The sequence below is a fragment of the Streptomyces sp. NPDC043176 genome, assembly GCF_056436715.1.
In genome coordinates this window covers 139,903-165,656 of sequence record NZ_JBWKCA010000008.1, presented here as the reverse complement: position 1 = coordinate 165,656, position 25,754 = coordinate 139,903, and the positions used below count along the sequence as shown (strand labels likewise).

Below are 25,754 nucleotides of genomic sequence, written 5' to 3'. Positions count from 1 at the left end.
CGAAGGAAAAAGTGCCCCGGGTCGGACTCGAACCGACACTGTGTGGGTTTTGAATCCACTGCCTGCTGCCAATTGGGCTACCGGGGCCCGCGGAATCAAAGGTTTCCCCTGACCCTCTGCGCGTCCACCATACCGCAGCTAGGTAGGCTCTTGGTGAGCTGTATCCGCCTTGGAAGAGGCCTTGAACGAGGAGCCCCCGTGACCGCCCCCGAGTCGCCCCAGCCCGCCGACGACGCCGAGGCGTCGCACGTCCCGCCGCTGACGACCCGCGTCGTCATCGCCGAGGACGAGGCCCTCATCCGCCTCGACCTCAAAGAGATGCTGGAAGAAGAGGGCTACACGGTCGTCGGTGAGGCCGGGGACGGCGCCACGGCCGTCGAGCTCGCCCGCGAGCACCGCCCCGACCTCGTCATCCTCGACGTCAAGATGCCCGTCCTGGACGGCATCTCCGCCGCCGAGAAGATCGCCGGCGAGTCCATCGCCCCGGTCCTCATGCTCACCGCCTTCTCGCAGCGGGAGCTCGTCGAGCGGGCCCGGGACGCCGGCGCCATGGCGTACCTGGTGAAGCCCTTCAGCAAGAGCGACGTGGTGCCGGCCATCGAGATGGCCGTCTCCCGCTTCGCCGAGCTGCGCGCCCTGGAGAAGGAGGTCGCCGACCTTTCCCAGCGCCTGGAGACGCGCAAGCTGGTGGACCGCGCCAAGTCCGTCCTCCAGACCCAGTACGGCCTGACCGAGCCGGCCGCGTTCCGCTGGATCCAGAAGACCTCGATGGACCGCCGCATGTCGATGCAGCAGGTCGCCGAGGCCGTCATCGAGGACGCCGAGGAGAAGAAGGCGGCCCGGGAACAGCAGTAGTCCCGCCGCATCCCTCGTACGGCCGCACGAAGAAGGCCCGCCCCACAGCACTGTGGGGCGGGCCTTCCGTCATGAGCGGATCGGAGGTGCTCAGTCCTCGCCGAGGTACGTCTTGCGCACCTCGTCGTCGACCAGCAGGTCCTGACCGGTGCCGGACAGCTTCACGTGTCCGACCTCCATCACGTACCCGTAGTCCGCGAGGGAGAGCGCGGCCTGCGCGTTCTGCTCGATGAGCAGGATCGTCATGCCCTCGGACTTCAGCGCCTGGATGGTCTCCATGATCTTCTGCATCATGATCGGGGAGAGGCCCATCGAGGGCTCGTCCAGCATCAGCAGCTTGGGCTGGGACATCAGCGCCCGGCCCATCGCCAGCATCTGCTGTTCACCGCCGGAGAGGGTGCCCGCGGCCTGCTTGCGACGCTCGCCCAGGATGGGGAAGAGGTCGTAGGCCTTCTGGATGTCCTTCTCGATGCCGGCCTTGTCGCTGCGGAGGAAGGCGCCGAGCTGGAGGTTCTCCTCGATGGTGAGCCGGGGGAAGATGTGCCGGCCCTCGGGGGAGTGCGCGAGTCCGAGCGAGACCACCTTGTGGGCCGGGATGCCGTTGAGCACCTGGCCGTCGAAGGTGACCGTGCCGCCGGTGGGCTTGAGCAGACCCGACAGGGTGCGCAGGGTCGTGGTCTTGCCGGCGCCGTTGGTGCCGATCAGGGCGACGACCTGGCCCGCCTCGACGGAGAAGGAGATGCCCTTGACGGCCTCGATCTTGCCGTAGGCGACCCTGAGGTCCTCGACCTCCAGAAGTGCGGTCACTTGGAGTCTCCTTCGGTGGTGCTGTCCGCGTCGGCGGCCGGAGCCCCGTCGGCGGGGGTGTCGTCGGCCTCGGGAGCCTCGTCGGCCTCGTCGGCAGCCTCGACCTCGGCTTCCTCGACCTCGGCCGCAGCTTCGACCTCGACCTCGGCTTCCGCAGCCTCGACCTCGGCTTCGGCTTCCTCGGCCGCAGCCTCGACCTCGGCCTCGTCGGCCGCAGTGTCGGTCTCGGCCTCGGCGGCTCCGGCGGCCTCCGCCGCCACCTCGGCGGCCTCGACCTCGGCGGCCTCCTCCGCGCCGGGCGCGCCCTCGTACGGGGTGCCCAGGTAGGCGGCGACGACGCGCTCGTCGCCCTGGACGACCTCGGAGGTGCCCTCGACGAGCTTCTCGCCCTGGACGAGGACGGCCACGCGGTCACAGAGCTTGAAGATGAACTTCATGTCGTGCTCGATGACCAGGACCGCGATGCCGCGGTCGCGGATCGCGAAGACCAGTTCCTCGGTGGTGCGGGTCTCGCTCTGGTTCATGCCGGCCGTCGGCTCGTCGAGCAGCAGCAGACCGGGGTCGCTGGCGAGCGCGCGGGCGATCTCCAGCTTGCGCTGCTCGCCGTACGGCAGGTTGCGCGCCAGGTGGTCCGCCTTCTTGGCCAGACCCACGAACTCCAGGAGCTCCATGGCCCGTTCGCGGGACGCGGCCTCGGCCCGCTTGAAGCCCGGACCGCGCAGCAGCGCGGACCAGAGGCCCTCCTTGGTCCGGGTGTGACGCCCGACGAGGACGTTCTCCAGGACCGTCATGTTGGAGAAGAGGCGGATGTTCTGGAAGGTACGCGCGATGCCGGCCTGGGTGACCAGGTGCGGCTTCGGCGGCAGGACCGTCCCCTTGTAGCTGACCTTGCCCTCGGTGGGGACGTACAGACCGGTCAGGCAGTTGAAGAAGGTCGTCTTGCCGGCGCCGTTAGGGCCGATCAGACCGACGATCTCGCCCTCGCGGACGGTCAGGTCGACATCGCGGACGGCGGTCAGGCCGCCGAACCGCATGGTGACGCCGCTGGCTTCCAGGACCGGCGCGGCCGTGACGGTGCCGGTGGCGGTTTCCGTGGTGGTGGTCGTCATGGCTCTCACGCCCCTGCCTTCGCCGTGCCGGCGTCAGCGCCCTCGTCCTCGGACTGTCGCTGTTCCGGTACGGCGACCTGGTCGTCGTTCTCGTGGAATTCCAGCTGCGCCCGCTTGTTGGCGATGAGGCCCTCGGGGCGGAAGCGCATCAGCAGGATCAGGGCGAGGCCGAAGCCGAGCAGCTGGTAGTCCTGCATGAACTGCAGCTTCGCCGGGATCAGGAAGAGCAGCGCGGAACCGACGATCGGGCCGCTGATCGTGCCCATGCCGCCGAGGATGACGGCCGCGAGCAGGAACGCGGAGTTCGGCGGGACGGGGCCGGCGAACACGTAGTTCTCCGGGACCACCGTCGTGTTGACGTGCGCCTGCACCGTGCCCGCGAGGCCCGCGAGGGCCGCGCCGAGGGCGAAGGCGATCAGCTTGACCCGGAAGCCGTTGATGCCCATGGCGGTGGCGGCGGTCTCGTCCTCGCGGATCGCGACCCAGGCGCGGCCGATGCGGCTGTTGCTCGCACGGGCGAAGACCAGCACGACCAGCGCCATGATGAGGATCATGAGCAGGTAGTAGTTGGCGTACGCGCCCAGCTCGACACCGAGGACGGTGTGGGGCTTGCCGAAGTTGTACCCGAAGAACTCGAGGTGCGGGATGTTCGGGATGCCGTTCGGGCCGTTGGTGATCTTCGGGCCCGAGGTGCCGTCGAGGTTGCCCATGGCGATGCGGAAGATCTCTCCGAAGCCGAGGGTCACGATGGCGAGGTAGTCGCCGCGCAGTCGCAGGGTCGGCGCGCCGATGACGACGCCGAAGACCAGCGAGGCCGCCATGCCCGTCAGCGCCGCCGCCCAGAAGGGGAACTGCACGCCGAAGGCGGAGGAGGTGGCGCCGGAGACCAGGGCCGCGGTGTACGCGCCGACGCCGAGGAAGGCGACGTAACCGAGGTCGAGCAGACCGGCGAGGCCGACGACGATGTTCAGGCCGAGCGCGACCGTCGCGAAGATCAGGATGTTGACCGCGATCAGCGTGTACGTGTCGCCGCTCTGCTGCAGGAACGGGAAGGCGATCGCGGCGACCAGCGACGAGGTCACGGCCACCTGGCGGTTCCGTGCGGTGATCGCGGAAAGCCGCTGGGTCAGACCGGACTTGATCAGCGCGACGGCGGAGAAGGAGACCAGGATCAGGTACGCGATGAAGAGCTGCGGCTCCGAGTCGTCGGTGTCGATGCCGAACGTGACGACGAACAGGCCGAGCGCGAAGACCGCGACGATGATCAGGATCTCGACCCACGAGGGCAGCTGCTTGGCGGGAGCGGCCTTGCGGGAGTCGTCCTGCAGGAGGTACGCGGCGATCGCCGGGACGGCGGAGGCGACGACGGCGACACCGGCACCGGGCTCCAGGTCCACCAGGAGGCCGAGCTCCACGACGATCGCGATCGTCGTGAAGAGGGTGGTGGCGAAGGTGCCGAGGGCCATGATCCACAGCGCCTTGCGGGCGCCGGCCGGGGTCAGCCAGCCGAGGCCCTTCACACCGAGTGCGGAGAGCGCGTGGAGGGCGGTGAGGACCGCTCCCACCAGGGTGAGGAGCTGGAGCGGCGCGGGGTTGCCGTAGATCGTGAGGTTGCCCGGGAAGGCGGTGGTCCACGTCCAGGCGAGGAAGGTGCTGGCGACCGTGGCGACGGAGCCGCCGACGGCCGTCCAGAGCAGCGCGGCGCGGTTCGGCGCGGCCTTGGTCTTGGTCAGGTTCTCGGTCATGGTGCTCACGCCCTGTCCGCGACGCGCTCGCCGAGCAGGCCCTGGGGCCGCACGAGGAGTACGAGGATGAGGAGGACGAAGGCCCACACGTTGGACCAGGCACCGCCGCCGAGCTGCTGCATGCCGGGGATGTCCTCGATGTAGGCGATGGACAGGGACTCGGCGAGACCGAGGACCACACCGCCGACCATGGCGCCGTAGATGTTCCCGATGCCGCCGAGGACGGCCGCGGTGAACGCCTTGAGGCCGAGGACGAAGCCCATCTCGAAGCCGATCTGACCGCGCTCCAGGCCGTAGGCGACGGCGGCGACGGCGGCGAACGCGGCACCGATGGCGAAGGCCATCACGATGATGCGGTCGGTGTTGATGCCCATCAGCTTGGCGGTGTCCGGGTCCTGCGCGGTGGCCTGCATGGCGCGGCCGCTGCGGCTCTTGGAGACGAAGACGCCCAGGGACAGCATGCAGAGCGGGGCGAGGACCAGGATGAAGAGGTCGGCGCGCTGGATCTGCAGGCTTTCGGTGATCTTGAAGGCCTCGCCGGTGAACTCGGGGAAGCTGCGCTTGTCCTTGGCGTTCGGGTAGAAGCCCCAGACGAGCTGCTGGAGGGCGATCGACAGGCCGATGGCCGTGATCAGCGGAGCGAGCTTGGGGGCGGTGCGCAGCGGTCGGTACGCGAACCGTTCGGCGGCGGTCGCGACGGCCACGGAGGCGATCGCGCCACCGATGATCATGAGCGGTATCGCCACCAGGAGCGGGGTCCCGCCAGGGAGCGCCAGATAGGTGGTGAGGGCGCCGAAGCCGCCGATCATGAAGATCTCGCCGTGGGCGAAGTTGATGAGCTGGACGATGCCGTACACCATGGTGTAGCCGATGGCTACGAGGCCGTAAAGGGCTCCCATGGACAGGCCGTTGACCAGCTGTTGCGGCAGTTCGTTCACCGCAGGCCTCCGATGAGCTTGTCGGATAAGACTCCGCGCGAGGGCGCTGTTTGCGCCCTCGCGCGGCTTGGTTCAAGTGGTGCGGGGTTCCCGGACGGGTACCGGGGTGGCGACTACTGGTTGAAGGTGTCGCTCTTGACGTCGATCCACTTGCCGCCCTCGACCTTGTAGACCGTGAGCTGCTTGTTCGTGGTGTCGCCGAACTCGTCGAAGGAGACCTTGCCGGTCACACCGTCGAAGGAGACCTTGCCCAGGGCCTCGGTGACCTTGGCGCGGGCGTCGGACGGCAGCTTGCCGCCGTTGGCCTGGACGACGGCCTTGACGGCCTGGATGATCGCCCAGCCGGCGTCGTAGGAGTAGCCGCCGTAGGCCGCGTACGGGTCCTTGTAGCCGCCCGCGTTGTAGTCCGCGATGAACTTCTTGGCGGTGTCGAGCTTCTCGACCGGGTAGCCGATCGAGGTGGCCAGGTCACCGTCGTTGGCCTCGGCGGAGGCGCTGATGAAGGCCGGGTCGTAGATGCCGTCGCCACCCATGACGGGGATCTTGGCGCCGGTCTTCTTGATCTGGTCGGAGAGCAGGCCGCCCTCGGGGTACTGACCGCCGAAGTAGACGGAGTCGGCGCCGGAGGCCTTGACCTTGTCGGCGGTGGAGGAGAAGTCGGTCTCCTTCACGGTGACGTGGTCGGTGCCGAGGACCTGGCCGCCGAGACGCTTGAACTCGTCCGAGAAGATCGCGGCGAGGCCGGCGCCGTAGGTCTGCTTGTCGTCGACGACGAAGACCTTCTTCTTGCCGGCGTCCTTGAAGAGGTACTGGGCGGCGAACTTGCCCTGGACCACGTCGGTGGCGGCGGTGCGGAAGTAGGTCGGGAAGGGGCGCTTGAAGTCGCCCTTGCCCCAGTTGTCGCCCTGGCTGAGCGCCGGGTTGGTGTTGGCCGGGGAGACCTGGGCCAGGTTGGCGGCGGCGAAGACACCCTGCATCTGCTGGGAGACGCCGGAGTTCAGCGGGCCGACGACGCCGAGGACGTCCTTGTTGCCGACGAGCTTGGTGGCGTTGGCCTGGCCCGAGGCGGGGACGGCCTGGTCGTCGAGACCCTCGATCTTGAAGGTGACGCCCGGGACTTCCTTGTTCTTGTTGGCGGTCTTGGCCGCCAGGTCCACGGAGTTCTTGATGCCCTGGCCGAGCGCGGAGAGGGAGCCGGTCAGCGGTGCGTCGACGCCGATGACGACGGTCACGCCGCCACCGTCGGCGTTGTTGTCGCTGCCGCCCTTGTCGTCACGCGAACCGCATGCGGTGAGAGTGAGCGCTCCCGTGGTGAGCACGCTGGTGAGGATGAGCAAAGAACGGTGTCGCACGAAGAATCCTTTCCCTGGCGCGGCCCCCTCAAGCTGAGGCGGTGCCGTGAAGCTGTGTAGCTAGAGGTGCCGTTTTCGATGCCGGGCCGTACGGGGTCGAGCAGGGCCGTGCAGTGGAAGCGCCCGGCGGCGCGGTGACTGGCCGTGACTCTAGGCGCAGGTGGGGAGGGTCGGGGAGCGCCGAGGTCAGGATGTGACTGTCTTGTTATGCCGACGGGTGGAGACGGTGTGCAGCGGGTGGGCAAACTCGGGCACACCGGTCGGTTGGGCGGTGTTCACATCGTGAGAATCCCCAGTTCCGCTAAGGGGCTTGAGAGGATCACGGTCCTGACCGCGGCCTCGTGAGGGTCTCCGGATAGCGGATATGGCCTCTGATCTGAGCGGACGAAGATCCGACGCCGCCCCGGGGCGGTTTCGGCCCCGAACATTGCGCGGATGTTACGCAGGGTGACGGCAGGTCCGGCGGATATCAGCCACCCGGGGAGACCGGGGGAGTCGTCCCTTCCCCCGGCGGGCGCCAGTTCTCCGAACTTCCGGTGGCCCCCTTCGCCGCCTCGCAGCGCCGCCGCGACTCCCGGTCGGCGAGCCCGGCCGCCGCCTCGCGACCGGCGCGCCGCTCCTCGGCCCTGGCCGCCACGAGCACGTCGTCGTGGATCTCGTACTGCTCGTTGGAGAGCCCCTTCTGCTCCCAGTCAAGTCCGGCCCACACACTGCCCCTGAGGGCCTCCTTCACCCAGTACGACACCAGGCTCGTGCAGATGTCCGCGGGAGTGCTCGCGCGGGGCGCGGGCGCCGGACCGGGCGCCCGGCCGTCGCCCGCGGCGAGGGCCAGCGCGCACCCGGCCAGGACCGCGGCGAGCGCGGCCCCGGCCGGGCGAAGTCGCCTGGGGATCACGGGAGTCGGACGTACGGCTTCAGGAAGTCACGCGCGCCGGGGGTGTCCAGGCGGTACGTGACGTTGGTGGCGTAGCAGGGGGTGTCGCCCGTGATCGTGGTGGCGACCAGGGTCAGCCTGCCGTCCAGCGTCGCGAAGTTGGGGCCGCCCGAATCGCCGTAGCAGGCACCGCCGTTGCCCTGGGGCGCGGTCATGGCGAGCCGGATCCAGGCGTCGTTGAGCGCGTCGAACGACACCGGCGCCTTCATGCGGACCCCGCCGCCCGGATGGGTCTGGCCGCCCGGCCCCCGCTCCGCCTCCTGCGTGCCGTAGCCGGCGACGAGGAACGAGGTGGAGTTCAGCCCCTGCGGACCGAGGGCGGACAGCGAGCCCGCCTTCGGGAGCGCCGCCGGGGTGAAGGACCAGCGGGCCTTCACGGCCTTCGCCGGCAGTTCGATCACGGAGATGTCGTGGGTGTCGGAGGCCGGGCCGGGGTAGGCGGGGTGGCTGATCGCGGTGCCCTCGACGGCCACGCTCCGTGCAACGGCGGCGGGGTCGCCCGGGTGCTCGGCGGCGGCCCGGTCGAGACCGGCCTGCACGTCCTGGTCGAGCGACACGTAGAACCGCACGTTCTCCGGCCAGTCCGTCGTGCAGTGGGCGGCCGTGAGGAAGGTGTCCGCGTCGATCATGGTGCCGGAGCAGACCCAGTCGACGCGGTCGGGCGTCGCGGGGTCGTCGTCGGCGTCCCAGGTCGCGACGAGCGCGCCGACCTCGGTGCGCTCCGGGGCGGGCGCCGCGTTGTACGAGTTGATCGCCGACGACGGGATCGCGGTGGCGAGCACGACGGCGCAGGCGGCGGCGGTGACGGCGGTCATCGCGGTGGTGGTGCGAACGGCGGTCACGAAGAAACCCCTCGGTGTGTGAACGGATCGGATGATCGGTGTTCTCCTGTGGGGGGAGGTTCGCCAGTGAAGCGGCTGCGCCCGCGTGCGACAAGAGGACGAAGGGGGCGGAACGCGATCGCGTTCCGCCCCCTTCGTGGGTGCGCTCACCGGGTGCCCCGGGGCCCGTCCGTCCGGCCCGGACGCCGTGCGGGCCTCAGGAGCGGTCCGGGTCCCGGCCGCAGCCCGGCCCGGACCCCGTCCGGTCTCGGGCGCCGTTCGGCACAGGGTCCCGCTCGGTCTCGGGCGCCGTTCGGCACAGGGTCCCGCTCGGTCTCGGGCGCCGTTCGGCAGCAGGCCTCGTTCGCTCTCAGGCGCCGCTCGGCCTCAGGCGCCGTTCGCCCGGCCCGCGTGCGGCAGGTTGCCCGCGTCCTGCGGGTTGACGTCGCGCAGCATGCAGGTCAGTCGCGCGGAGCAGACCCGCTTGCCCTGCTCGTCGGTGATCACGATCTCGTACGTGGCCGTCGAGCGCCCGCGGTGCACCGGGGTCGCCACGCCCGTCACCAGACCGCTGCGCGCGCCGCGGTGGTGGGTGCAGTTCAGGTCCACGCCGACCGCGATCTTCGAGACGCCGCCGTGCAGCATGGAGCCGACGGAGCCCAGCGTCTCGGCGAGGACCGCGGACGCGCCGCCGTGCAGCAGCCCGTACGGCTGGGTGTTCCCCTCCACGGGCATGGTGCCGACGACCCGCTCGGCCGAGGCCTCCACGATCTGGACGCCCATCCGGTTCCCGAGGTGACCGGCCGAGAAGAGCGCCGGGAGGTCGACGCCCAGCGCCGCGTACTCGTCGACGACCTCCTGCGGGAACTTCACGTGCTGCTGCTCACCCATGGTCCGGCTCCGTTCGTCTTCGTACGGCTCTGATCGCGTGATCGCGCGTCGCGTGATCACGCGAGGGCGCCTGAGCAAACGCTTAGGCGGAAGGCGATTGTTCCAGACGGATGATGACGGACTTGCTCGCGGGGGTGTTGCTGACGTCGGCCGTCGACTCCAGCGGGACCAGGACGTTCGTCTCCGGGTAGTACGCCGCCGCGCACCCGCGGGACGTCGGGTAGTGCACCACCCGGAAACCGGGGGCCCGGCGCTCGGTGCCGTCCGTCCACTCGCTCACCAGATCCGCGTACGCCCCGTCGGCCAGGCCGAACGACGCCGCGTCCTCAGGGTGCACCAGGACGACCCGGCGGCCGCCCTTGATGCCCCGGTAGCGGTCGTCCAGACCGTAGATCGTGGTGTTGTACTGGTCGTGCGAGCGGAGCGTCTGGAGCAGCAGCCGGCCCTCCGGCACCCTCGGGTACTCGACGGGCGCGGCCGTGAAGTTGGCCTTGCCGGTCGCCGTGGGGAAACGGCGCTCGTCGCGCGGGCCGTGCGGCAGCGCGAAACCGCCCGGGTCCGCCGCGAGCCGGGCGTTGAAGTCCTCGAAGCCGGGCACCACGCGCGCGATCCGGTCACGGATCGTGGCGTAGTCGGCCTCGAACGCCTCCCACGGCGTGGCCGACTCCCCGCCCAGGACGGCCCGCGCCATCCGGGCCACGATCGCCGGCTCCGACAGCAGGTGCGGGCTCGCCGGCGGCAGGTTGCCCCGCGAGGCGTGCACCAGACTCATCGAGTCCTCGACGGTCACGATCTGCCGGCCGCTCTTCTGCACGTCCTTGTCCGTGCGGCCGAGCGTGGGCAGGATCAGGGCGCGCCGGCCCGTCACCGCGTGTGAGCGGTTCAGCTTCGTCGACACGTGGACGGTCAGCCGCGCGTTGCGCATGGCCGCCTCCGTCACCTCCGTGTCGGGCGTCGCCCCCACGAAGTTGCCGCCCATCGCGAAGAACACCTTCGCCTCGCCGTCCCGCAGCGCCTGGATCGAGCGCACCACGTCGAACCCGTGGTGGCGCGGCGAGACGATCCCGAACTCCTTGTCCAGGGCGTCCAGGAAGGCGGCCGCCGGCCGCTCGAAGATCCCCATCGTCCGGTCGCCCTGCACGTTCGAATGCCCGCGCACCGGGCACACGCCCGCGCCCGGCCGCCCGATGTTGCCGCGCAGCAGCAGCAGGTTGACCACTTCGCGGATGGTCGGCACCGAGTGCTTGTGCTGGGTGAGGCCCATCGCCCAGCAGACGATCGTCCGCTCCGAGGCGAGCACCATCTCCAGGGCCCGCTCGATCTCCGAGCGGTCGAGACCGGTCGCGGCGAGCGTCTCGTCCCAGTCCGCCGCCCGCGCCGCCGCGGCGAAGTCCTCGTAACCGTGCGTGTGCTCCCGCACGAACTCCTCGTCGACCGCCCCGGCCGTCTCCAGGACCAGCCTGTTCAGCAGCCGGAAGAGGGCCTGGTCGCCGCCGATCCGGATCTGCAGGAAGAGGTCCGTGAGCGCCGCGCCCCTGAGCATGCCCTGCGGGGTCTGCGGGTTCTTGAACCGCTCCAGACCGGCCTCCGGCAGCGGGTTCACCGAGATGATCCGCGCGCCCGCCGCCTTGGCCTTCTCCAGGGCCGACAGCATCCGCGGGTGGTTCGTGCCCGGGTTCTGCCCCGCCACGATGATGAGGTCGGCCCGGTGCAGGTCCTCCAGGGAGACACTGCCCTTGCCGATCCCGATCGTCTCGGTCAGCGCCGAGCCCGAGGACTCGTGGCACATGTTGGAACAGTCCGGCAGGTTGTTCGTGCCGAACTCCCGCGCGAAGAGCTGCAGCAGGAACGCGGCCTCGTTGCTGGTCCGGCCCGACGTGTAGAAGAGCGCCTCGTCGGGGGAGGCCAGGGCCCGCAGCTCCTCGGCGATGATCGCGAAGGCCCGCTCCCAGGTCACCGGCTCGTACCGCTCGCCGCCCTCCGCGAGGAGCATCGGCTCGGTGATACGGCCCTGCTGCCCCAGCCAGTAACCGCTCCGGGTCGCCAGGTCCGCCACCGGGTGCGCGGCGAAGAACTCCGGGGTCACCCGGCGCAGCGTCGCCTCCTCGGCGACGGCCTTCGCGCCGTTCTCGCAGAACTCCGCGACGTGCCGCTTGTCCTCCTCCGGCCACGCGCAGCCCGGACAGTCGAAGCCGTCCTTCTGGTTGACCTTGAGCAGGGTCCGCGCGGTGCGGCCGAGCCCCATCTGCTCCCGCGCGATCCGGAGGGTGTGCCCGATGGCGGGCAGGCCGGCTGCGGCGTGCTGCGGCGGCGTGACCTGCGGTGCGTCCTGGACCGGGTCACCGGCAGGCGGCTTGCTGACCATCGCGCTCTCCCTTGAGCGGTAGACCTGTGGCGTACGTCTCCGATCCTGTCACGCCCCACCGACAGCGTGGGCGGCCGGGCGGCCCGGGGGAGGCGGGGCGACCGGGAATGTCAGTGGGCCGTGGGAGGATCGTTCCGTGGCCGAGACAGCATCGAAGAAGACCGAGACGACCGAAGCGGACCGCCCGCGACTCCTCCTCATGGACGGGCACTCCCTGGCGTACCGCGCGTTCTTCGCGCTGCCCGCGGAGAACTTCACCACCGCGACCGGGCAGCCGACGAACGCCATCTACGGGTTCGCCTCGATGCTGGCGAACACCCTGCGCGACGAGGCGCCCACGCACTTCGCCGTCGCGTTCGACGTGTCCCGCAAGACCTGGCGGTCCGAGGAGTTCCCGGAGTACAAGGCGAACCGCTCCAAGACCCCCGACGAGTTCAAGGGCCAGGTCGAGCTGATCGGCGAGCTCCTCGACGCGATGCACGCCCCGCGCTTCGCCGTCGACGGCTTCGAGGCCGACGACGTCATCGCGACCCTCGCCACCCAGGCCGAGGCCGAGGGCTTCGACGTCCTGATCGTCACCGGCGACCGCGACTCCTTCCAGCTGGTCACCGACCGCACCACCGTGCTCTACCCGACCAAGGGCGTCTCCGAGCTCACCCGCTTCACGCCGGAGAAGGTCCAGGAGAAGTACGGCCTGAGCCCCTCCCAGTACCCCGACTTCGCGGCCCTCCGCGGCGACCCGTCCGACAACCTCCCCGGCATCCCCGGCGTCGGCGAGAAGACCGCCGCCAAGTGGATCAACCAGTTCGGCTCCTTCGCCGAGCTCGTCGAGCGCGCCGACGAGGTCAAGGGCAAGGCCGGGCAGAACTTCCGCGACCACCTGGAGTCCGTCCGGCTCAACCGCCGCCTGACCGAGATGGTCCGGGACGTCGAGCTGTCGAAGACCGTGACGGACCTCGCCCGCGCGCCGTACGACCGCGCGGCCGTCGCCCTCGTCCTCGACACCCTGGAGATCCGCAACCCCTCGCTGCGCGAGCGGCTCCTCGCCGTCGACCCCGGCGCCACCGAGGAGGCCGCCCCGGCGCCCGCCGCGGGCGTCGAGCTCGACGGCACCGTCCTCGGCGCCGGCGAGCTCGCACCCTGGCTCGCCGAGCACGGCGGCCGGCCCCTCGGCATCGCCACCGTCGACAGCTGGGCCCTCGGCACGGGGAACGTCAGCGAGATCGCCCTCGCCGCCGCCGACGGAGCCGCCGCCTGGTTCGAGCCCAGCGCCCTCGACGAGGCCGACGAGCAGGCGTGGGCCGCGTGGATCTCCGACCCCGCCCGCCCCAAGGTCATGCACAACGCCAAGGGCGCCCTGCGGGTCTTCCCCGAGCACGGCTGGAGCATCGAGGGCGTCACCATGGACACCGCCCTCGCCGCCTACCTCGTCAAGCCCGGCCGGCGCTCCTTCGCCCTCGACGCCCTGGCCGTCGAGTACCTCGGCCGCGAGCTCGCCCCGGCGGCCGCCACCGACGGGCAGCTCGCCTTCGGCGCCGACGACACCGCGGAGGCCGAGGCCCTCATGTCCCAGGCCCGCGCCGTCCTCGACCTCGGCGAAGCCTTCGACGCGCGGCTCGCCGAGGTCGGCGCCCGCGAGCTCCTCCACGACGTCGAGCTGCCCACGTCCGTCCTCCTCGCCCGCCTGGAGCGGCACGGCATCGCCGCCGACCGCGACCACCTGGAGGCCATGGAGCAGCAGTTCGCCGGCGCCGTGCAGCAGGCCGTGAAGGAGGCCCACGCCTCCGTCGGCCACGAGTTCAACCTCGGCTCGCCCAAGCAGCTCCAGGAGGTCTTCTTCGGCGAGCTCAACCTGCCGAAGACCAAGAAGACCAAGACGGGGTACACGACGGACGCCGACGCGCTCGCCTGGCTGGCCGGCCAGACCGAGCACGAGCTGCCGGTGATCATGCTCCGCCACCGCGAGCAGGCCCGCCTCCGCTCCACCGTCGAAGGCCTGATCAAGACGGTCGCCGCCGACGGCCGCATCCACACCACCTTCAGCCAGACCGTGGCCGCCACCGGACGTCTCTCCTCCACCGACCCGAACCTGCAGAACGTGCCGGTGCGCACCGACGAGGGCCGGGCCATCCGGCACGGCTTCGTCGTCGGCGAGGGCTTCGAGGCCCTCATGACCGCCGACTACAGCCAGATCGAGCTGCGCGTCATGGCCCACCTCTCCGAGGACGAGGGGCTCATCGAGGCCTTCTCCTCCGGCGAGGACCTCCACACCACGGTGGCCTCCCAGGTCTTCGGCGTCGAGCGGTCCGCCGTCGACGCCGAGATGCGCCGCAAGATCAAGGCCATGTCGTACGGCCTGGCCTACGGCCTGTCCGCCTTCGGGCTCGCGCAGCAGCTGAACATCGACCCGGGCGAGGCCCGCGGCCTGATGGACACCTACTTCGAGCGCTTCGGCGGGGTGCGCGACTACCTCCGCCGGGTCGTCGACGAGGCCCGCGCCACCGGGTACACCGAGACGATGCTCGGCCGCCGGCGCTACCTGCCCGACCTCAACAGCGACAACCGGCAGCGCCGCGAGTCCGCCGAGCGGATGGCGCTCAACGCGCCGATCCAGGGCACCGCGGCCGACATCGTGAAGGTCGCCATGCTCAACGTCGACCGCGCGCTGACCGAGGCCGGCCTCACCTCCCGGATGCTCCTCCAGGTCCACGACGAAATCGTCCTCGAACTCGCCCCCGGCGAGCGCGACCAGGTCGAGGCACTGGTCCGCGAGCAGATGTCCGCCGCCGCCGACCTCCGCGCCCCCCTCGACGTCTCCGTCGGCGTAGGCCCCGACTGGGACTCCGCCGCCCACTGACCCGACCCCGTACGTCGGCCCGCCGCCCCACCCCAGTGCGGGCGGCCCGCCCCCCACCCGCAGGGGCGCCCCCACCTGCGGGGCGCCTATCCGCGGGGGCGCCCACTCGCGGGGGCGCCTCTCCGCGAGACCCTCCGTCCGCGTGGGCGCCGCGCCACCAGCTCCCCCCGTGTGGGCAATCGTCCCGCTGGGGCGGGACGGGTGGGCACACGGGACGGCGCCCCCTGCCGCGCCAAGGCTTCCGCGCCCGACCCCGCACCCGAGGCAGCGGCACGACATCCGCCCCCGCACCAACGGGCCCGGCACCGGCCCCCGCACCGGAGGTCGCGGCACGACAGCGAATCCGCACCAAGGGGATCCCGCATCAGCGCACCCCGCACCAACGGGCCCGGCACCGGCCCCCGCACCGCAGGTCGCCGCGTGCCGCCAGGTGGACCAGCCGGGGCGCGCCCCCACGCCCCCGCTCCCGACACTGGGGAGCATGATCACGCGCCGCCGCCCCCGCCTCCGCACCTGGGCCCTCCTCGGCACCCTCCTCGGCGCCTCCGTCACCCCCGGCGCCCCCGGCATCGCCCGGTCCGCCGAGGCCCCCCGCCCCCACCGGGCCCCGGCGCTCTGCACGTCGTCCCGCGAACCCACCCTCGCCGCCCGGCTCTCCCAGGACATCGCGGCGGCGCTGAAGGAGCGCGACGGCACCGTCTCCGTCGCGGTGCACGACGTCCGGCGCGGACTGCGCTGCCGGCTCGGCGACACCCGGGCGTACGACTCCGCCAGCATCGCCAAGGTGCTGATCATGCAGGCCGTCCTCGGCCGCGCCGAGGAGCTCGGCCGGGCGCCCACCCGCATGGAGGCCCGGCGGATGAAGGCGATGATCACGCGTTCCGACAACACCGCGGCCAGTGACCTCTGGCAGGGCCTGTCCCGCGCCCGGCTGAACCGGGTGCTGCGCGAGGCCGGAGCCCAGGACACCGTCCTCGGTCACGACCGTTACTGGGGTCTCACCCGGACCACCGCCCGGGACCAACTGGCCATGCTCGCCGCGGTCTCCCGCCGTACCGAGGCACTGACCCTGATGGGCCAGGTCGTCCGTGACCAGGCCTGGGGCGTCACCGCGGGAGCGCCCCGCACGGTCAAGGTCCACCTCAAGAACGGCTGGCTGCCCCGCACCACCCACGGCTGGCGCGTCCACAGCGTCGGCATCGTCCGCCCGGCCGTCGCGGCCAAGGGCGAGGACGCCCCGGCGATCGACTACCGGATCGCCCTCCTGAGCCACGACAACCCCACCATGCGGTACGGCGTCCGCACCCTGGAGGGGATCGCGCTCGCCGTGCACCGCAGGCTCGCGGCCGGCACGGCCGCCCGTGGCTTCACCCCGCCCGAGAAGATCAGCGAGATCCCTGACGGGAGCGTTCCGAGCGAGGCGCCGAGTGCCCTCCACCCGGGGCCGTCTCCCCAGAGACCCCTTCCCCAGAGACCCCTTCCCCAGAGACCCCTTCCCCAGGGGCCCCTTCCCCAGGTACCCGTTCCCCAGCATCCTCTTCCGGCGTCGGGACCGTCGTGGCCGCGGCCCGGCCCTCCGTCGAGGGAGCAGGTGTCCCTCCCCGCAGCCGCGCCACCGTCCCGTACAGCACGAGCCCGACGGCGAGCCCCGCGCCGGCCCCGAAACAGGCCGTCGGGATGATGTCCAGGGGCGTCTCGATGCGGTCCCAGCCCCAGAACGCCGCCCAGCGCACCACCCGGTGGACGACGCCCGCGAGGACGCAGCAGCCGATCAGACCGATCGCGACGAGCCACCCGTTCCGGTTCGGGATGGGCACACGGGCCGGCAACTCCGCACCGGGACCGGCGGAGCGCAGCGCCCGCGCCGTGAACCAGCCCAGCAGGCCGAGCGCCAGCGCCGAACCCCCGTACTGCGCGTAGAGGTAGACGGGGAACCCGGCCACGATCTCACCGAGGAAGGGGATGGCCCGGGTGCCCCAGCGGTCCAGGTGGGTGAAGGAGTCCCACACCACGTGGGTCGTCGAGCCGATCACCGCGGAGAGGAAGAACCAGCCGGTGAGCGCCGCCGCCTGCCGGTCCCGCCAGGGGCGGCCCCGGACCAGTCCGTACACCGGCCCGCGCCACCGGGCGGGCAGCAGCGCCACGAGCGGTTCCCGGACGGTCAGCCAGAGACCCACGAGCACGGCGGTGATGAGCACGTCGGCCGTGACGATCCCGACCGGGGAGTGGGTGACGTCGCCGAGGTCCATCGCCTCCGGGACCGCGGTGGCGGCGAAGTAGGTCATGTCGGGGGCGAAGGAGCCCGCCACGAGCGCGGACGCGACCAGGGGGCCGCGCGCGGTCCCGTTCCGACGCAGTCCGGGCAGCACGGCAGCGGCATGACTCAGCGTGAACGGCAACGGGAGGTCCCCTCGGTTCCGGTGGTGACGGCCGGAGAGCAGGAGCGGCCGCAGTGCAAGAGGGATCCCGGGCGTCGGTCGGTTCCCGCCCGAGGCCGCCCCGGATCGAAAGGCGGCTGTTCGTAAGGGGGCGCAGAGGTGACGAAACCGTGAAACCCGGTCAGACGCCGGTGTCCGGCGGTCGGGAGTTGGCATAGGGTCGCCAGAGGTCACGCGCGGGGAGCGTGGGACGGAGTCGACGGGGAGGGGACCACGGGTATGGCAGCGCACATCGGCCATCGACTGCGCAAGGGGGCCACCAGCGGTGTGGTGATGGCCGCGGCTGTCGCCGCGCTCGCGGCCTCGCAGGCGCCGGAGGTCGTTCAGCCGCCCGCGGACAACACCGGTGGGGACCGCGCGATCGGAGCCGGTGACACGGTGCCGCCGAAGGGCGACGGCTCCGCGACCGGCAATTCCCCGTACTACACCGAACTGCCGCCGCTGAACACGCCGAACAAGCCCGGCGCGAGCGCCAACCTGCCGGTGATCACCGGCCCGGCCGAGGCCGGCATACCCGCGTCCGTCCTCGCCGCGTACAAGCGCGCCGAGCAGTCGATACGTTCGACCACCCCCGGCTGCAACCTGCCCTGGCAGCTGCTCGCCGGTATCGGCAAGGTCGAGTCCGGCCAGGCGCGCGGCGGTCGCGTCGACGCCAACGGCACGACGCTCTCCCCGATCCTCGGCCCCGTGCTCAACGGCGTCGGCTTCGCGAACATCTCCGACACCGACGACGGCGCCTACGACGGCGACAGGGTCCACGACCGCGCCGTCGGGCCGATGCAGTTCATCCCGTCGACCTGGGCGACCTGGGGTCAGGACGCCAACAGCGACGGCAAGAAGGACCCGAACAACATCTACGACGCCGCGCAGGCCGCCGGTCTCTACCTCTGCGCGAACGACCGGAACCTCGCGCTCAAGGCCGACCTCGACCGGGCGATCCTCAGCTACAACCACTCGACCGAGTACCTGAACCTGGTCATGTCCTGGGTCACGTACTACCAGCGCGGCACCCACCAGATCCCGGACGGCACGGGAACGCTCCCGGTCGACCGCAGCGACGACCCGGGTCGGGGCAACCGCCCCTTCGTACCGTCCTCGCCCGCGCCGACGACCCCGGCGCCGGTCACGCCGAAGCCGAAGCCGCCGGTGACGAGTCCCGCGCCGGTCACCCCGACCAAGCCCCCGGTCACCCCGCCCACCGTCACGCCCGCCGCCAAGGTCGTACGCCTCACGATCGTGGCCAACGGCCGGCTGACCACGACCACCCGCAGCGACTTCACGGGAGCCCCCCGGGTCGTGGCGCTCGACGCCGCGGGCAAGCCGGTCGCGGGAGTCGGCGTCCGGTTCGAGATCGCCGGGACCACCGACGCCCGCTTCACGGGCGGCGCGACGGCCGTCACCGTCACCACGGGCTCGGCCGGCCTGGCCTCCTCTCCCCACCTCCGGGCCGGTGCGCAGACGGGCACCTTCACCGTGCGCGCCACCGTCGTGGGCCGGGCCCTGGCCGCGGCCGACTTCGCCGCGACCGTCACCGAGCGCCAGGCGGACACCCTCACCCGAGTCGGCGAGGGGGTCCCGACGGCCGCCACCGGCACCGCCTTCACCCAGCAGATCCAGGTGAAGGCCACCGACAAGGGCGCCCTCGCCCCCGGTGTGGCCGTCACCGCGACGATCGTCACCTCTGACACGGACCCCCGGGAGAGCACCGAGGGCCCGTACTTCAAGCAGGAGGACGAGACCGTCCGCACGGTCACCCTCACGACCGGGGTCGACGGACTGCTCACCATCGCCCCCGACACCCTGCTGGCGGGCGACAAGGCGGGCACCTTCTTCCTCCGGCTGACCACGCCCGGTGGCGGCGAGGTCTTCGTCGAGCTCACGGTCCAGGCGCCGCCGACGCCGGAGCCGTCGCCCTCCGAGAGCGGATCGACCGAGGCCACTCCGTCTCCCACCTCCTCTCCCACGGCCTGACCCGCCGGCGTTCTCCTCCGCGCCGCCCCGTCGTCCCCACCGGACGGCGGGGCGGCGCTCCGCGTCACCCGGGTGCAACGTGTTCTCATCTCGCGGTCGCGTTGCTACGGTGCCCCCGCCCTGACGATGCATCAGATCGCAACCCGGGAGGCCGACCATGCGTGCCCTCGTCGCCGCCGCCATCGGACTCGCCCCAGTCCTCCTGCTCGTCCTCCTCGTGTCCCTCGTCGAACTGCCGCCCGACGGCCCCACCTCGCCCAAGCCCCTGCTGACCGCCGACCCCGGCCCCAAGAAGTAGAGGGGGCGACCGTGCGCCGCCCGGCCGGCCTCGTCCTGCTCGCCCTCGCCGTCTTCTGCGCCGCGATGGCCCCCTTCCTGCGCTGGTACGCCTTCCCCCGCCTGGCGAAGATCCCGCCGAACCAGTACCAGGAGACCGTCCTCGAGGCCCGGCCCGCGACCCTCCTCAACTACTCCACCCTGCGGGCCGAGAAGGTCGAGAAGATCACGATCATCCAGACCCTCAAGGGCAACGTGGAGGAGTCCCGGCGCATCGAACGCGACGCAGGACGCGACGTCGTCGTCTGGGACGCCCTCGCCTACGTCACGGGCCCCGACGGCAAGATGGTCTCCCAGGTCCCCGAGCGGTACATCTTCGACGCCCACACCCAGGCCCCCGTCCACGCCACCGGCGAGACGGTCGACGGCGACCCGGTCCGGCGCGAGGGCATCGAGTTCAAGTTCCCCTTCCTGACCGAGAAGCGGGACTACCAGTACTTCGACGCCCAGACCCGCACCGCGGCCCCCATCCACTACAAGGGCACCCGCACCTTCCGCGGCATGGAGGTCTACTACTTCGAGCAGACCGTCCCCTGGACCAAGGTGCCCATGCCCAAGTCCATGCCGGTCAAGGGCATCACCCCCGAGGTCCTCGCCGACTCCGGCCTCACCCGCTGGTACACGACCAAGCGCATGTTCTGGATCGAACCGGTCACCGGCGCCCCCGTCAACGGCGAGGAGATCCACAAGGAGGAGCTCCGCAACGCCCGGGCGCTGATGGGCCGGGACACCCTCACCGTCTTCGAGGGCCACGTGAAGATGCGCGAGGACTACCTCCAGAGCGTCGGCGAACTGGTCTCCGCCAACCGCCTCTCGGTGCTGATGCTCGTCTCCTACGGCCCCTGGAGTCTCACGATCCTCGCCCTCGCCCTCCTCGCCCTCTCCCTCTGGCTGGAGGCCCGGTCCCGCCGGTCGGCGCCGGGAGCCCCGGCCGCCACCCCGGTCACCCCTCCCGTCTGAGCCGCGCGCTCGTGTGCCGGGTCGGCTCCGCCCGCGACGGGTCCTCCGGCCACGGGTGCTTCGGGTACCGCCCCCGCAGCTCCGCCCGCACCGCGCGGTAGCCGTCCCGCCAGAACGACGCCAGGTCCGCGGTCACGGCCGCCGGCCGTCCGGCGGGGGAGAGCAGATGGACCAGGACCGGCACGCCCGCCACCCGGGGCGTCTCGGCCAGACCGAACATCTCCTGGAGCTTCACCGAGAGCACCGGCCGCCCGTCCCCGTACTCGACCCGTATCCGCGAACCGCTCGGCACCTCGATCCGCTCCGGCGCGAGCTCGTCCAGCCGGCCCGCCTCGCCCGTCGCCCAGGGCAGCAGCCGCCGCAGGGCCTGCCCGGCGTCGATCCTCCCCAGATCGGCCCGGCGCGCGGCCCGGGACAGCTCGGGCTCCAGCCACTCCTCGGCACGGTCGACCAACGCCCCGTCCGCCACGTCGGGCCAGGGCGCGCCCAGCTCCCCGTGCAGGAACGCGAGCCGCTCGCGCAGCTCCGAGGCGTCTCGGCTCCACCGCAGCAAGCCGAGCCCCTCCCGCCGCAACCCGTCGAGCAGTGCCTCCCGCACGAGAGCGGGCCCGGCCCCGGACCCCAGGGGCCGCACGGTCAGCTCGACCGCGCCCAGCCGGTCCACCGAGCGCGCCACCACGTCGCCGCCCTCCCAATAGACCTCCTCGCCCGTGGCCCGTAGATGCCCCGCCGCCCAACGGGCCGTGCCCTCGTCGACCACGGCCGCCAGCCGCACCCGTGCCGTGGCGTCCCGCGCCGTACGGTCCGCCACCGCCACGGCCAGCCAGGGGGTGGACCGCAGCCCCGAACCCTCGGAGAGCCGGGCCCCGCTGCCCGACACCATCAGATAGCCGCCCTGCTCCCGGGCCCTCGCCACCCGCTCCGGAAAGGCCAGCGCCGTCACCAACCCGGCCACGGCGTCCTCACCGCCTGCCCGCGCGCCGGGCCCTGCCTTTCCCCGGCTTCCCGCCGGTTCGGCCACCTCGCCGGCCGAACGCTCCAGGCGCCGCGCCTCCGCCTTCCACCGGGCCGCGTACCCGTCCCCGCCCCGCCGCGCCGACCGCCACGCCGCCGTCAGATCGTCCCCGTACTCCCGGGGAGGCTCCTCGCTCAGCAGTGCCACCACCTCCGCCGCCCGCCGGACACCCACCTCGGCGGCGCCGTCCAGGAGAGCCCGCCCCAGCCGGGGGTGGAGCCCGAGCCGCGCCAGCCGCCCGCCACGCTCGGTCGCGCGGCCGTCCTCGTCCACCGCGCCCACCGCCGCCAGCACGGAACGGGCCGCCGCCATCGCGCCGACGGGCGGCGCGTCGAGCAGGGCGAGCCCCTCCGCCGTCGGATCGCCCCAGCACGCGACCCGCAGGGCGAAGTCCGAGAGGTCGGCGATCCTGATCTCGGGGGAGGGAAAGCGCGCCCGGCTGCCGTCCTCGGCCTCCGCCCAGCACCGGTAGACGGTGCCGAAGGCCTCACGCATCGAGCGGCCTGACCGCTGGGCCGCCGCAGCGACCGACACCGGCACCGTTGCCAGCGACTCCAGCCCCCGCGCGTGGTCCATCCGGGGCTCCCGCGCGAGCCCCGAGTCCACGACGATCCGCACACCGGGCACCGTCAGGCTCGACTCCGCCACCGAGGTCGACAGCACCACCCGCCGTCGCCCGCCCGGCCCGGCACCCCGCAGGACCGCGTCCTGCACCGCCGCCGGCGCCCGGCCGTGCAGCTGGAGCACCTCCGCGTCGAGACCGGCGAGCAGCCCCGCCGTCCGCGCGATCTCCCCCGTGCCGGGAAGGAAGCAGAGGACGTCCCCCTCGTGCCGCTCCATCGCCAGCCGGACCGTCGCCGCCACATGGCGCAGCAGCGCCGGGTCCACCCAGGTGCCGTGCGCGGGCCGGATCCCGGCGGGGGGAGCCGCGAACCGGACCGCGTATCCGTGCCCCTCGCCCTCGCTCCGGACGATCGGCGCGGGCCCGCTGCCGTCCACGACCGTGAGGAGCTCCGCCCACGCCTCCGCGTCGCTCGTCGCCGAGGCCGCGATCAGCTTCAGCTCCGGCCGCAGGGCCGCGCGCACGTCCACCAGGAAGGCCAGGGCCGTGTCGGCGTCCAGGTGCCGCTCGTGGCACTCGTCGAGCAGCACCACGTCCACGCCCGCCAGCTCGGGGTCGCGTTGCAGCCGCTGGAGCAGGAGACCCGTGGTCACCACCTCGACCCGGGTCGAGGGCCCCACCCGGCGCTCACCGCGCACCGAGAAGCCGACGGTCCCGCCGACCTCCTCGCCGAGCAGCCAGGCCATCCGCCGGGCCGCCGCGCGCACCGCCATCCGGCGCGGCTCGGCCACCAGCACCCGCCGCTCCGGTCCGTCCCCTGTGAGCCCCGCGAGCGCGAGCGGCACCAGCGTGGTCTTGCCGGTGCCGGGCGGCGCGTGGAGCACCGCCGTGCCGCGCTCCGCGAGCGCGGTCAGCAGCTCGGGGACGGCATGGCGGACGGGAAGCAGGTCGAGTGCGTCGTTTCGGATCACGCACTCAGTCTCGTACGCGCCGAGAAGAGGTGGGTCCGGCCGTCCACAGGACCCACCTGTCAATAGGACTAATCCTGGCGTTCGCAGACGAAGATCGCCGTCCCCGGGATCAGGTTCCCCCGCAGCGGGGACCACCCGCCCCACTCCTGGCCGTTCCACGCCGGCCACTCCGGCTCGACCAGGTCCACCAGCCGGAACCCGCCGGCCACCACGTCCCGCACCCGGTCCCCGATCGTCCGGTGGTGCTCCACGTACACGGCCCGGCCCCGCTCGTCCTGCTCGACGTACGGCGTCCGGTCGAAGTAGGAGGCCGCCACCGACAGGCCCTCCGGCCCCGGCTCGTCCGGGAAGGCCCAGCGGATCGGGTGCGTCACCGAGAACACCCAGCGCCCGCCCGGCCGCAGCACCCGCCGCACCTCGCGGAAGACCCGCACCGGATCGGCCACGAACGGCACCGCGCCGTACGCCGAGCACGCCAGGTCGAAGGAGCCGTCCCGGAAGGGGAGCACCCCGGCGTCGGCCTCCACCAGCGGCACGTCCCCGCCGATCCGCAGCGCGTGCTGGAGCTGCCGGTGCGAGAGGTCGAGCGCGACCGGCCGCGCACCCTGCGCCGCGAGCCACCGCGAGCACTGCGCCGCGCCCGCGCCGATCTCCAGGACGTCGAGGCCCTTCAGTGAGGCGGCGGGCCCCAGCAGGCCCGCATCGGCCTCGTCGAGCCCCTCGGGACCCCACACGAACCGGTCGTCGCCGAGGAAGGAACCGTGGTCGCTCTGGTACTCGTCGGCGTTCCGGTCCCACCAGCCGCGACTCGCGCGGCTGCTCTCCGCTTCCCCCGCGTCACGCCGGGTCGCCTCCGCCTCGTCCTCGACCGCGTCTTCGTGTTCGTACTCTTGGTTCATCTCGCCCGCCGATGTAGTTTGCGCTCAGTGCCGCGGTGCGGCGGATCCCGCCGATGCGGCGTGGGAGGCATGAGTAGTGCCGGAATTGTGGTGATCTGCCCAGGGTGCGCGCTTCGCGCATTGACCCTGTCCGGCCGTCCCCGTATGCTAAAGGTTGCGCTGCGGGCCTGCGCGCCTCAGACGGAGCAGGCCGCGCTCGTACCTGTTGTATGTCCCCTCGGTTCTCGAGGCTTCCCCCCGTCCGCGGGAAGGGTGCCTCATTGGCTGTCCGGCTTCTTGGTGCGATACGGGCTCTCGGCGTAGCAGTACCTACGACTTTCTGTCCGTAACCGGAGCCCTTTCCCACATGACGAGCAGCACCGAGACCACCGCCACCAGCACCACCCCGCAGGTTGCGGTCAACGACATCGGTAACGAGGAAGCCTTCCTCGCCGCGATCGACGAGACGATCAAGTACTTCAACGACGGCGACATCGTCGACGGCGTCATCGTGAAGGTCGACCGGGACGAGGTCCTGCTCGACATCGGTTACAAGACCGAAGGTGTCATCCCGAGCCGCGAGCTCTCGATCAAGCACGACGTCGACCCGAACGAGGTCGTCAAGGTCGGCGACGAGATCGAGGCCCTGGTTCTCCAGAAGGAGGACAAGGAAGGCCGCCTGATCCTCTCGAAGAAGCGTGCCCAGTACGAGCGCGCCTGGGGCACCATCGAGAAGATCAAGGAAGAGGACGGCATCGTCACCGGTACCGTCATCGAGGTCGTCAAGGGTGGTCTCATCCTCGACATCGGCCTCCGTGGCTTCCTGCCGGCGTCCCTCGTCGAGATGCGTCGCGTCCGCGACCTCCAGCCCTACGTGGGCAAGGAGCTCGAGGCGAAGATCATCGAGCTGGACAAGAACCGCAACAACGTGGTCCTGTCCCGCCGTGCCTGGCTCGAGCAGACCCAGTCCGAGGTCCGCCAGACCTTCCTCACGACCCTGCAGAAGGGTCAGGTCCGCTCCGGCGTCGTGTCCTCGATCGTCAACTTCGGTGCCTTCGTGGACCTGGGTGGCGTCGACGGCCTCGTGCACGTCTCCGAGCTGTCCTGGAAGCACATCGACCACCCCTCCGAGGTTGTCGAGGTCGGCCAGGAGGTCACCGTCGAGGTCCTCGACGTCGACATGGACCGCGAGCGTGTCTCCCTGTCGCTGAAGGCGACGCAGGAGGACCCGTGGCAGCAGTTCGCCCGGACCCACCAGATCGGCCAGGTCGTCCCGGGTAAGGTCACCAAGCTGGTTCCGTTCGGTGCGTTCGTCCGCGTGGACGAGGGCATCGAGGGTCTGGTCCACATCTCCGAGCTGGCCGAGCGCCACGTGGAGATCCCGGAGCAGGTCGTCCAGGTCAACGACGAGATCTTCGTCAAGGTCATCGACATCGACCTCGAGCGCCGTCGCATCAGCCTCTCGCTGAAGCAGGCCAACGAGTCCTTCGGTGCCGACCCGGCCTCGGTCGAGTTCGACCCGACCCTGTACGGCATGGCCGCGTCCTACGACGACCAGGGCAACTACATCTACCCCGAGGGCTTCGACCCCGAGACCAACGACTGGCTCGAGGGCTTCGAGACCCAGCGCGAGGCCTGGGAGACCCAGTACGCCGAGGCGCAGACTCGCTTCGAGCAGCACCAGGCTCAGGTCATCAAGTCCCGCGAGGCCGACGAGGCCGCCGCTGCCGAGGGTGCTGCCGCCCCGGCCGCCGGCAACGCCGGTGCGGGCATCTCGGGTGGTTCGTACTCCTCGGAGTCGGACGACAACTCCGGCGCCCTGGCGTCGGACGAGGCGCTCGCCGCCCTGCGCGAGAAGCTGGCCGGCGGCCAGAGCTGAACAGGCTCTCCGCTGAGCGCTAGCCGCTAGCGAAACGAGGCCCGCTTCCCTTCGGGGGAGCGGGCCTCGG

The 25,754-nt window shown here is 71.7% G+C and carries 18 protein-coding genes, 1 tRNA gene and 1 pseudogene; 7 read left to right on the top strand and 13 right to left on the bottom strand.

The window, feature by feature from the left end; genetic code table 11:
* Positions 1 to 12: 12 nt before the first annotated feature.
* Positions 13 to 87, bottom strand: a tRNA-Leu gene (locus AC067A_RS15835).
* 111 nt (positions 88 to 198) lie between these two features.
* Between AC067A_RS15835 and AC067A_RS15830 the strand changes: the two genes are divergently transcribed.
* A complete protein-coding gene (locus AC067A_RS15830; RefSeq protein WP_017238705.1) occupies positions 199 to 855 on the top strand; it encodes an ANTAR domain-containing response regulator in 657 nt (218 codons plus the stop codon).
* A 90-nt stretch (positions 856 to 945) separates the two neighbouring features.
* Here AC067A_RS15830 and AC067A_RS15825 read toward each other — a convergent pair whose 3' ends face one another.
* The 9 genes from AC067A_RS15825 to AC067A_RS15785 form a co-directional block, all read right to left on the bottom strand.
* Positions 946 to 1,662 (bottom strand): ABC transporter ATP-binding protein, encoded by a 717-nt coding sequence (locus AC067A_RS15825; protein ID WP_478619992.1) that lies wholly within the window; start codon positions 1,660 to 1,662, stop codon positions 946 to 948.
* Positions 1,659 to 2,771: an ABC transporter ATP-binding protein gene (locus tag AC067A_RS15820; RefSeq protein WP_478619990.1), complete on the bottom strand. Its 1,113-nt coding sequence runs from the start codon at positions 2,769 to 2,771 to the stop codon at positions 1,659 to 1,661. Before AC067A_RS15820 ends, AC067A_RS15825 begins: the two co-directional genes overlap by 4 nt.
* A 5-nt stretch (positions 2,772 to 2,776) precedes the next feature.
* On the bottom strand, positions 2,777 to 4,516 hold the full coding sequence (locus AC067A_RS15815) for a branched-chain amino acid ABC transporter permease (protein WP_478620435.1): 1,740 nt from the start codon (positions 4,514 to 4,516) through the stop codon (positions 2,777 to 2,779).
* Positions 4,517 to 4,521: 5 nt separating this feature from the next.
* A complete protein-coding gene (locus AC067A_RS15810; RefSeq protein WP_478619987.1) occupies positions 4,522 to 5,454 on the bottom strand; it encodes a branched-chain amino acid ABC transporter permease in 933 nt (310 codons plus the stop codon).
* A 113-nt stretch (positions 5,455 to 5,567) separates the two neighbouring features.
* Positions 5,568 to 6,806, bottom strand: a complete 1,239-nt coding sequence (locus AC067A_RS15805; RefSeq protein WP_478619984.1) for a branched-chain amino acid ABC transporter substrate-binding protein — start codon at positions 6,804 to 6,806, stop codon at positions 5,568 to 5,570.
* A 469-nt stretch (positions 6,807 to 7,275) separates the two neighbouring features.
* On the bottom strand, positions 7,276 to 7,701 hold the full coding sequence (locus AC067A_RS15800) for a hypothetical protein (protein ID WP_478619981.1): 426 nt from the start codon (positions 7,699 to 7,701) through the stop codon (positions 7,276 to 7,278).
* Entirely contained in the window at positions 7,698 to 8,582 is an 885-nt protein-coding gene (locus AC067A_RS15795; protein ID WP_478619978.1) for a trypsin-like serine protease, read from the bottom strand. Before AC067A_RS15795 ends, AC067A_RS15800 begins: the two co-directional genes overlap by 4 nt.
* Positions 8,583 to 8,948: 366 nt before the next feature.
* Positions 8,949 to 9,452 carry a PaaI family thioesterase gene (locus AC067A_RS15790; RefSeq protein WP_478619975.1) on the bottom strand — a complete coding sequence of 168 codons (504 nt, stop codon included), beginning with the start codon at positions 9,450 to 9,452 and terminating at the stop codon, positions 8,949 to 8,951.
* Positions 9,453 to 9,534: 82 nt separating this feature from the next.
* Positions 9,535 to 11,817, bottom strand: coding sequence for an FdhF/YdeP family oxidoreductase (locus AC067A_RS15785; protein ID WP_478619972.1), 2,283 nt, complete (start codon positions 11,815 to 11,817; stop codon positions 9,535 to 9,537).
* Positions 11,818 to 11,953: 136 nt separating this feature from the next.
* On the opposite strand from AC067A_RS15785, the gene polA reads away from it, so the two are divergent.
* Positions 11,954 to 14,674: a DNA polymerase I gene (gene polA / locus AC067A_RS15780; protein WP_478619969.1), complete on the top strand. Its 2,721-nt coding sequence runs from the start codon at positions 11,954 to 11,956 to the stop codon at positions 14,672 to 14,674.
* Between the two features lie 481 nt (positions 14,675 to 15,155).
* Positions 15,156 to 16,355 carry a serine hydrolase gene (locus AC067A_RS15775; protein ID WP_478619966.1) on the top strand — a complete coding sequence of 400 codons (1,200 nt, stop codon included), beginning with the start codon at positions 15,156 to 15,158 and terminating at the stop codon, positions 16,353 to 16,355.
* 1 nt (position 16,356) lies between these two features.
* On the opposite strand, the pseudogene AC067A_RS15770 reads toward AC067A_RS15775, so the two are convergent.
* Positions 16,357 to 17,268, bottom strand: a pseudogene (locus AC067A_RS15770) (DUF4184 family protein); the annotation flags it as partial.
* A 63-nt stretch (positions 17,269 to 17,331) separates the two neighbouring features.
* Here AC067A_RS15770 and AC067A_RS15765 point away from each other — a divergent pair.
* The 3 genes from AC067A_RS15765 to pgfA all read left to right on the top strand — a co-directional run bounded on the left by AC067A_RS15765 (position 17,332) and on the right by pgfA (position 20,379).
* Positions 17,332 to 19,083, top strand: coding sequence for a lytic transglycosylase domain-containing protein (locus AC067A_RS15765; RefSeq protein WP_478619963.1), 1,752 nt, complete (start codon positions 17,332 to 17,334; stop codon positions 19,081 to 19,083).
* Between the two features lie 157 nt (positions 19,084 to 19,240).
* Entirely contained in the window at positions 19,241 to 19,381 is a 141-nt protein-coding gene (locus tag AC067A_RS15760) for an SPW_0924 family protein (RefSeq protein ID WP_478619960.1), read from the top strand.
* A gap of 11 nt (positions 19,382 to 19,392) precedes the next feature.
* Positions 19,393 to 20,379: a cell envelope lipid trafficking protein PgfA gene (gene pgfA, locus AC067A_RS15755; RefSeq protein WP_478619957.1), complete on the top strand. Its 987-nt coding sequence runs from the start codon at positions 19,393 to 19,395 to the stop codon at positions 20,377 to 20,379.
* On the opposite strand, the gene hrpB is transcribed toward pgfA, so the two are convergent.
* Together hrpB and AC067A_RS15745 are read right to left on the bottom strand one after the other, a co-directional pair.
* Positions 20,363 to 22,927 carry an ATP-dependent helicase HrpB gene (gene hrpB, locus AC067A_RS15750; RefSeq protein ID WP_478619954.1) on the bottom strand — a complete coding sequence of 855 codons (2,565 nt, stop codon included), beginning with the start codon at positions 22,925 to 22,927 and terminating at the stop codon, positions 20,363 to 20,365. The two genes, pgfA and hrpB, sit on opposite strands and share 17 nt — an antisense overlap.
* Before the next feature lie 68 nt (positions 22,928 to 22,995).
* Positions 22,996 to 23,826 carry a class I SAM-dependent methyltransferase gene (locus AC067A_RS15745; protein ID WP_478619950.1) on the bottom strand — a complete coding sequence of 277 codons (831 nt, stop codon included), beginning with the start codon at positions 23,824 to 23,826 and terminating at the stop codon, positions 22,996 to 22,998.
* 346 nt (positions 23,827 to 24,172) lie between these two features.
* Here AC067A_RS15745 and rpsA point away from each other — a divergent pair, with 346 nt between their 5' ends.
* On the top strand, positions 24,173 to 25,684 hold the full coding sequence (gene rpsA, locus AC067A_RS15740) for a 30S ribosomal protein S1 (RefSeq protein WP_478619947.1): 1,512 nt from the start codon (positions 24,173 to 24,175) through the stop codon (positions 25,682 to 25,684).
* Positions 25,685 to 25,754 lie beyond the last annotated feature (70 nt).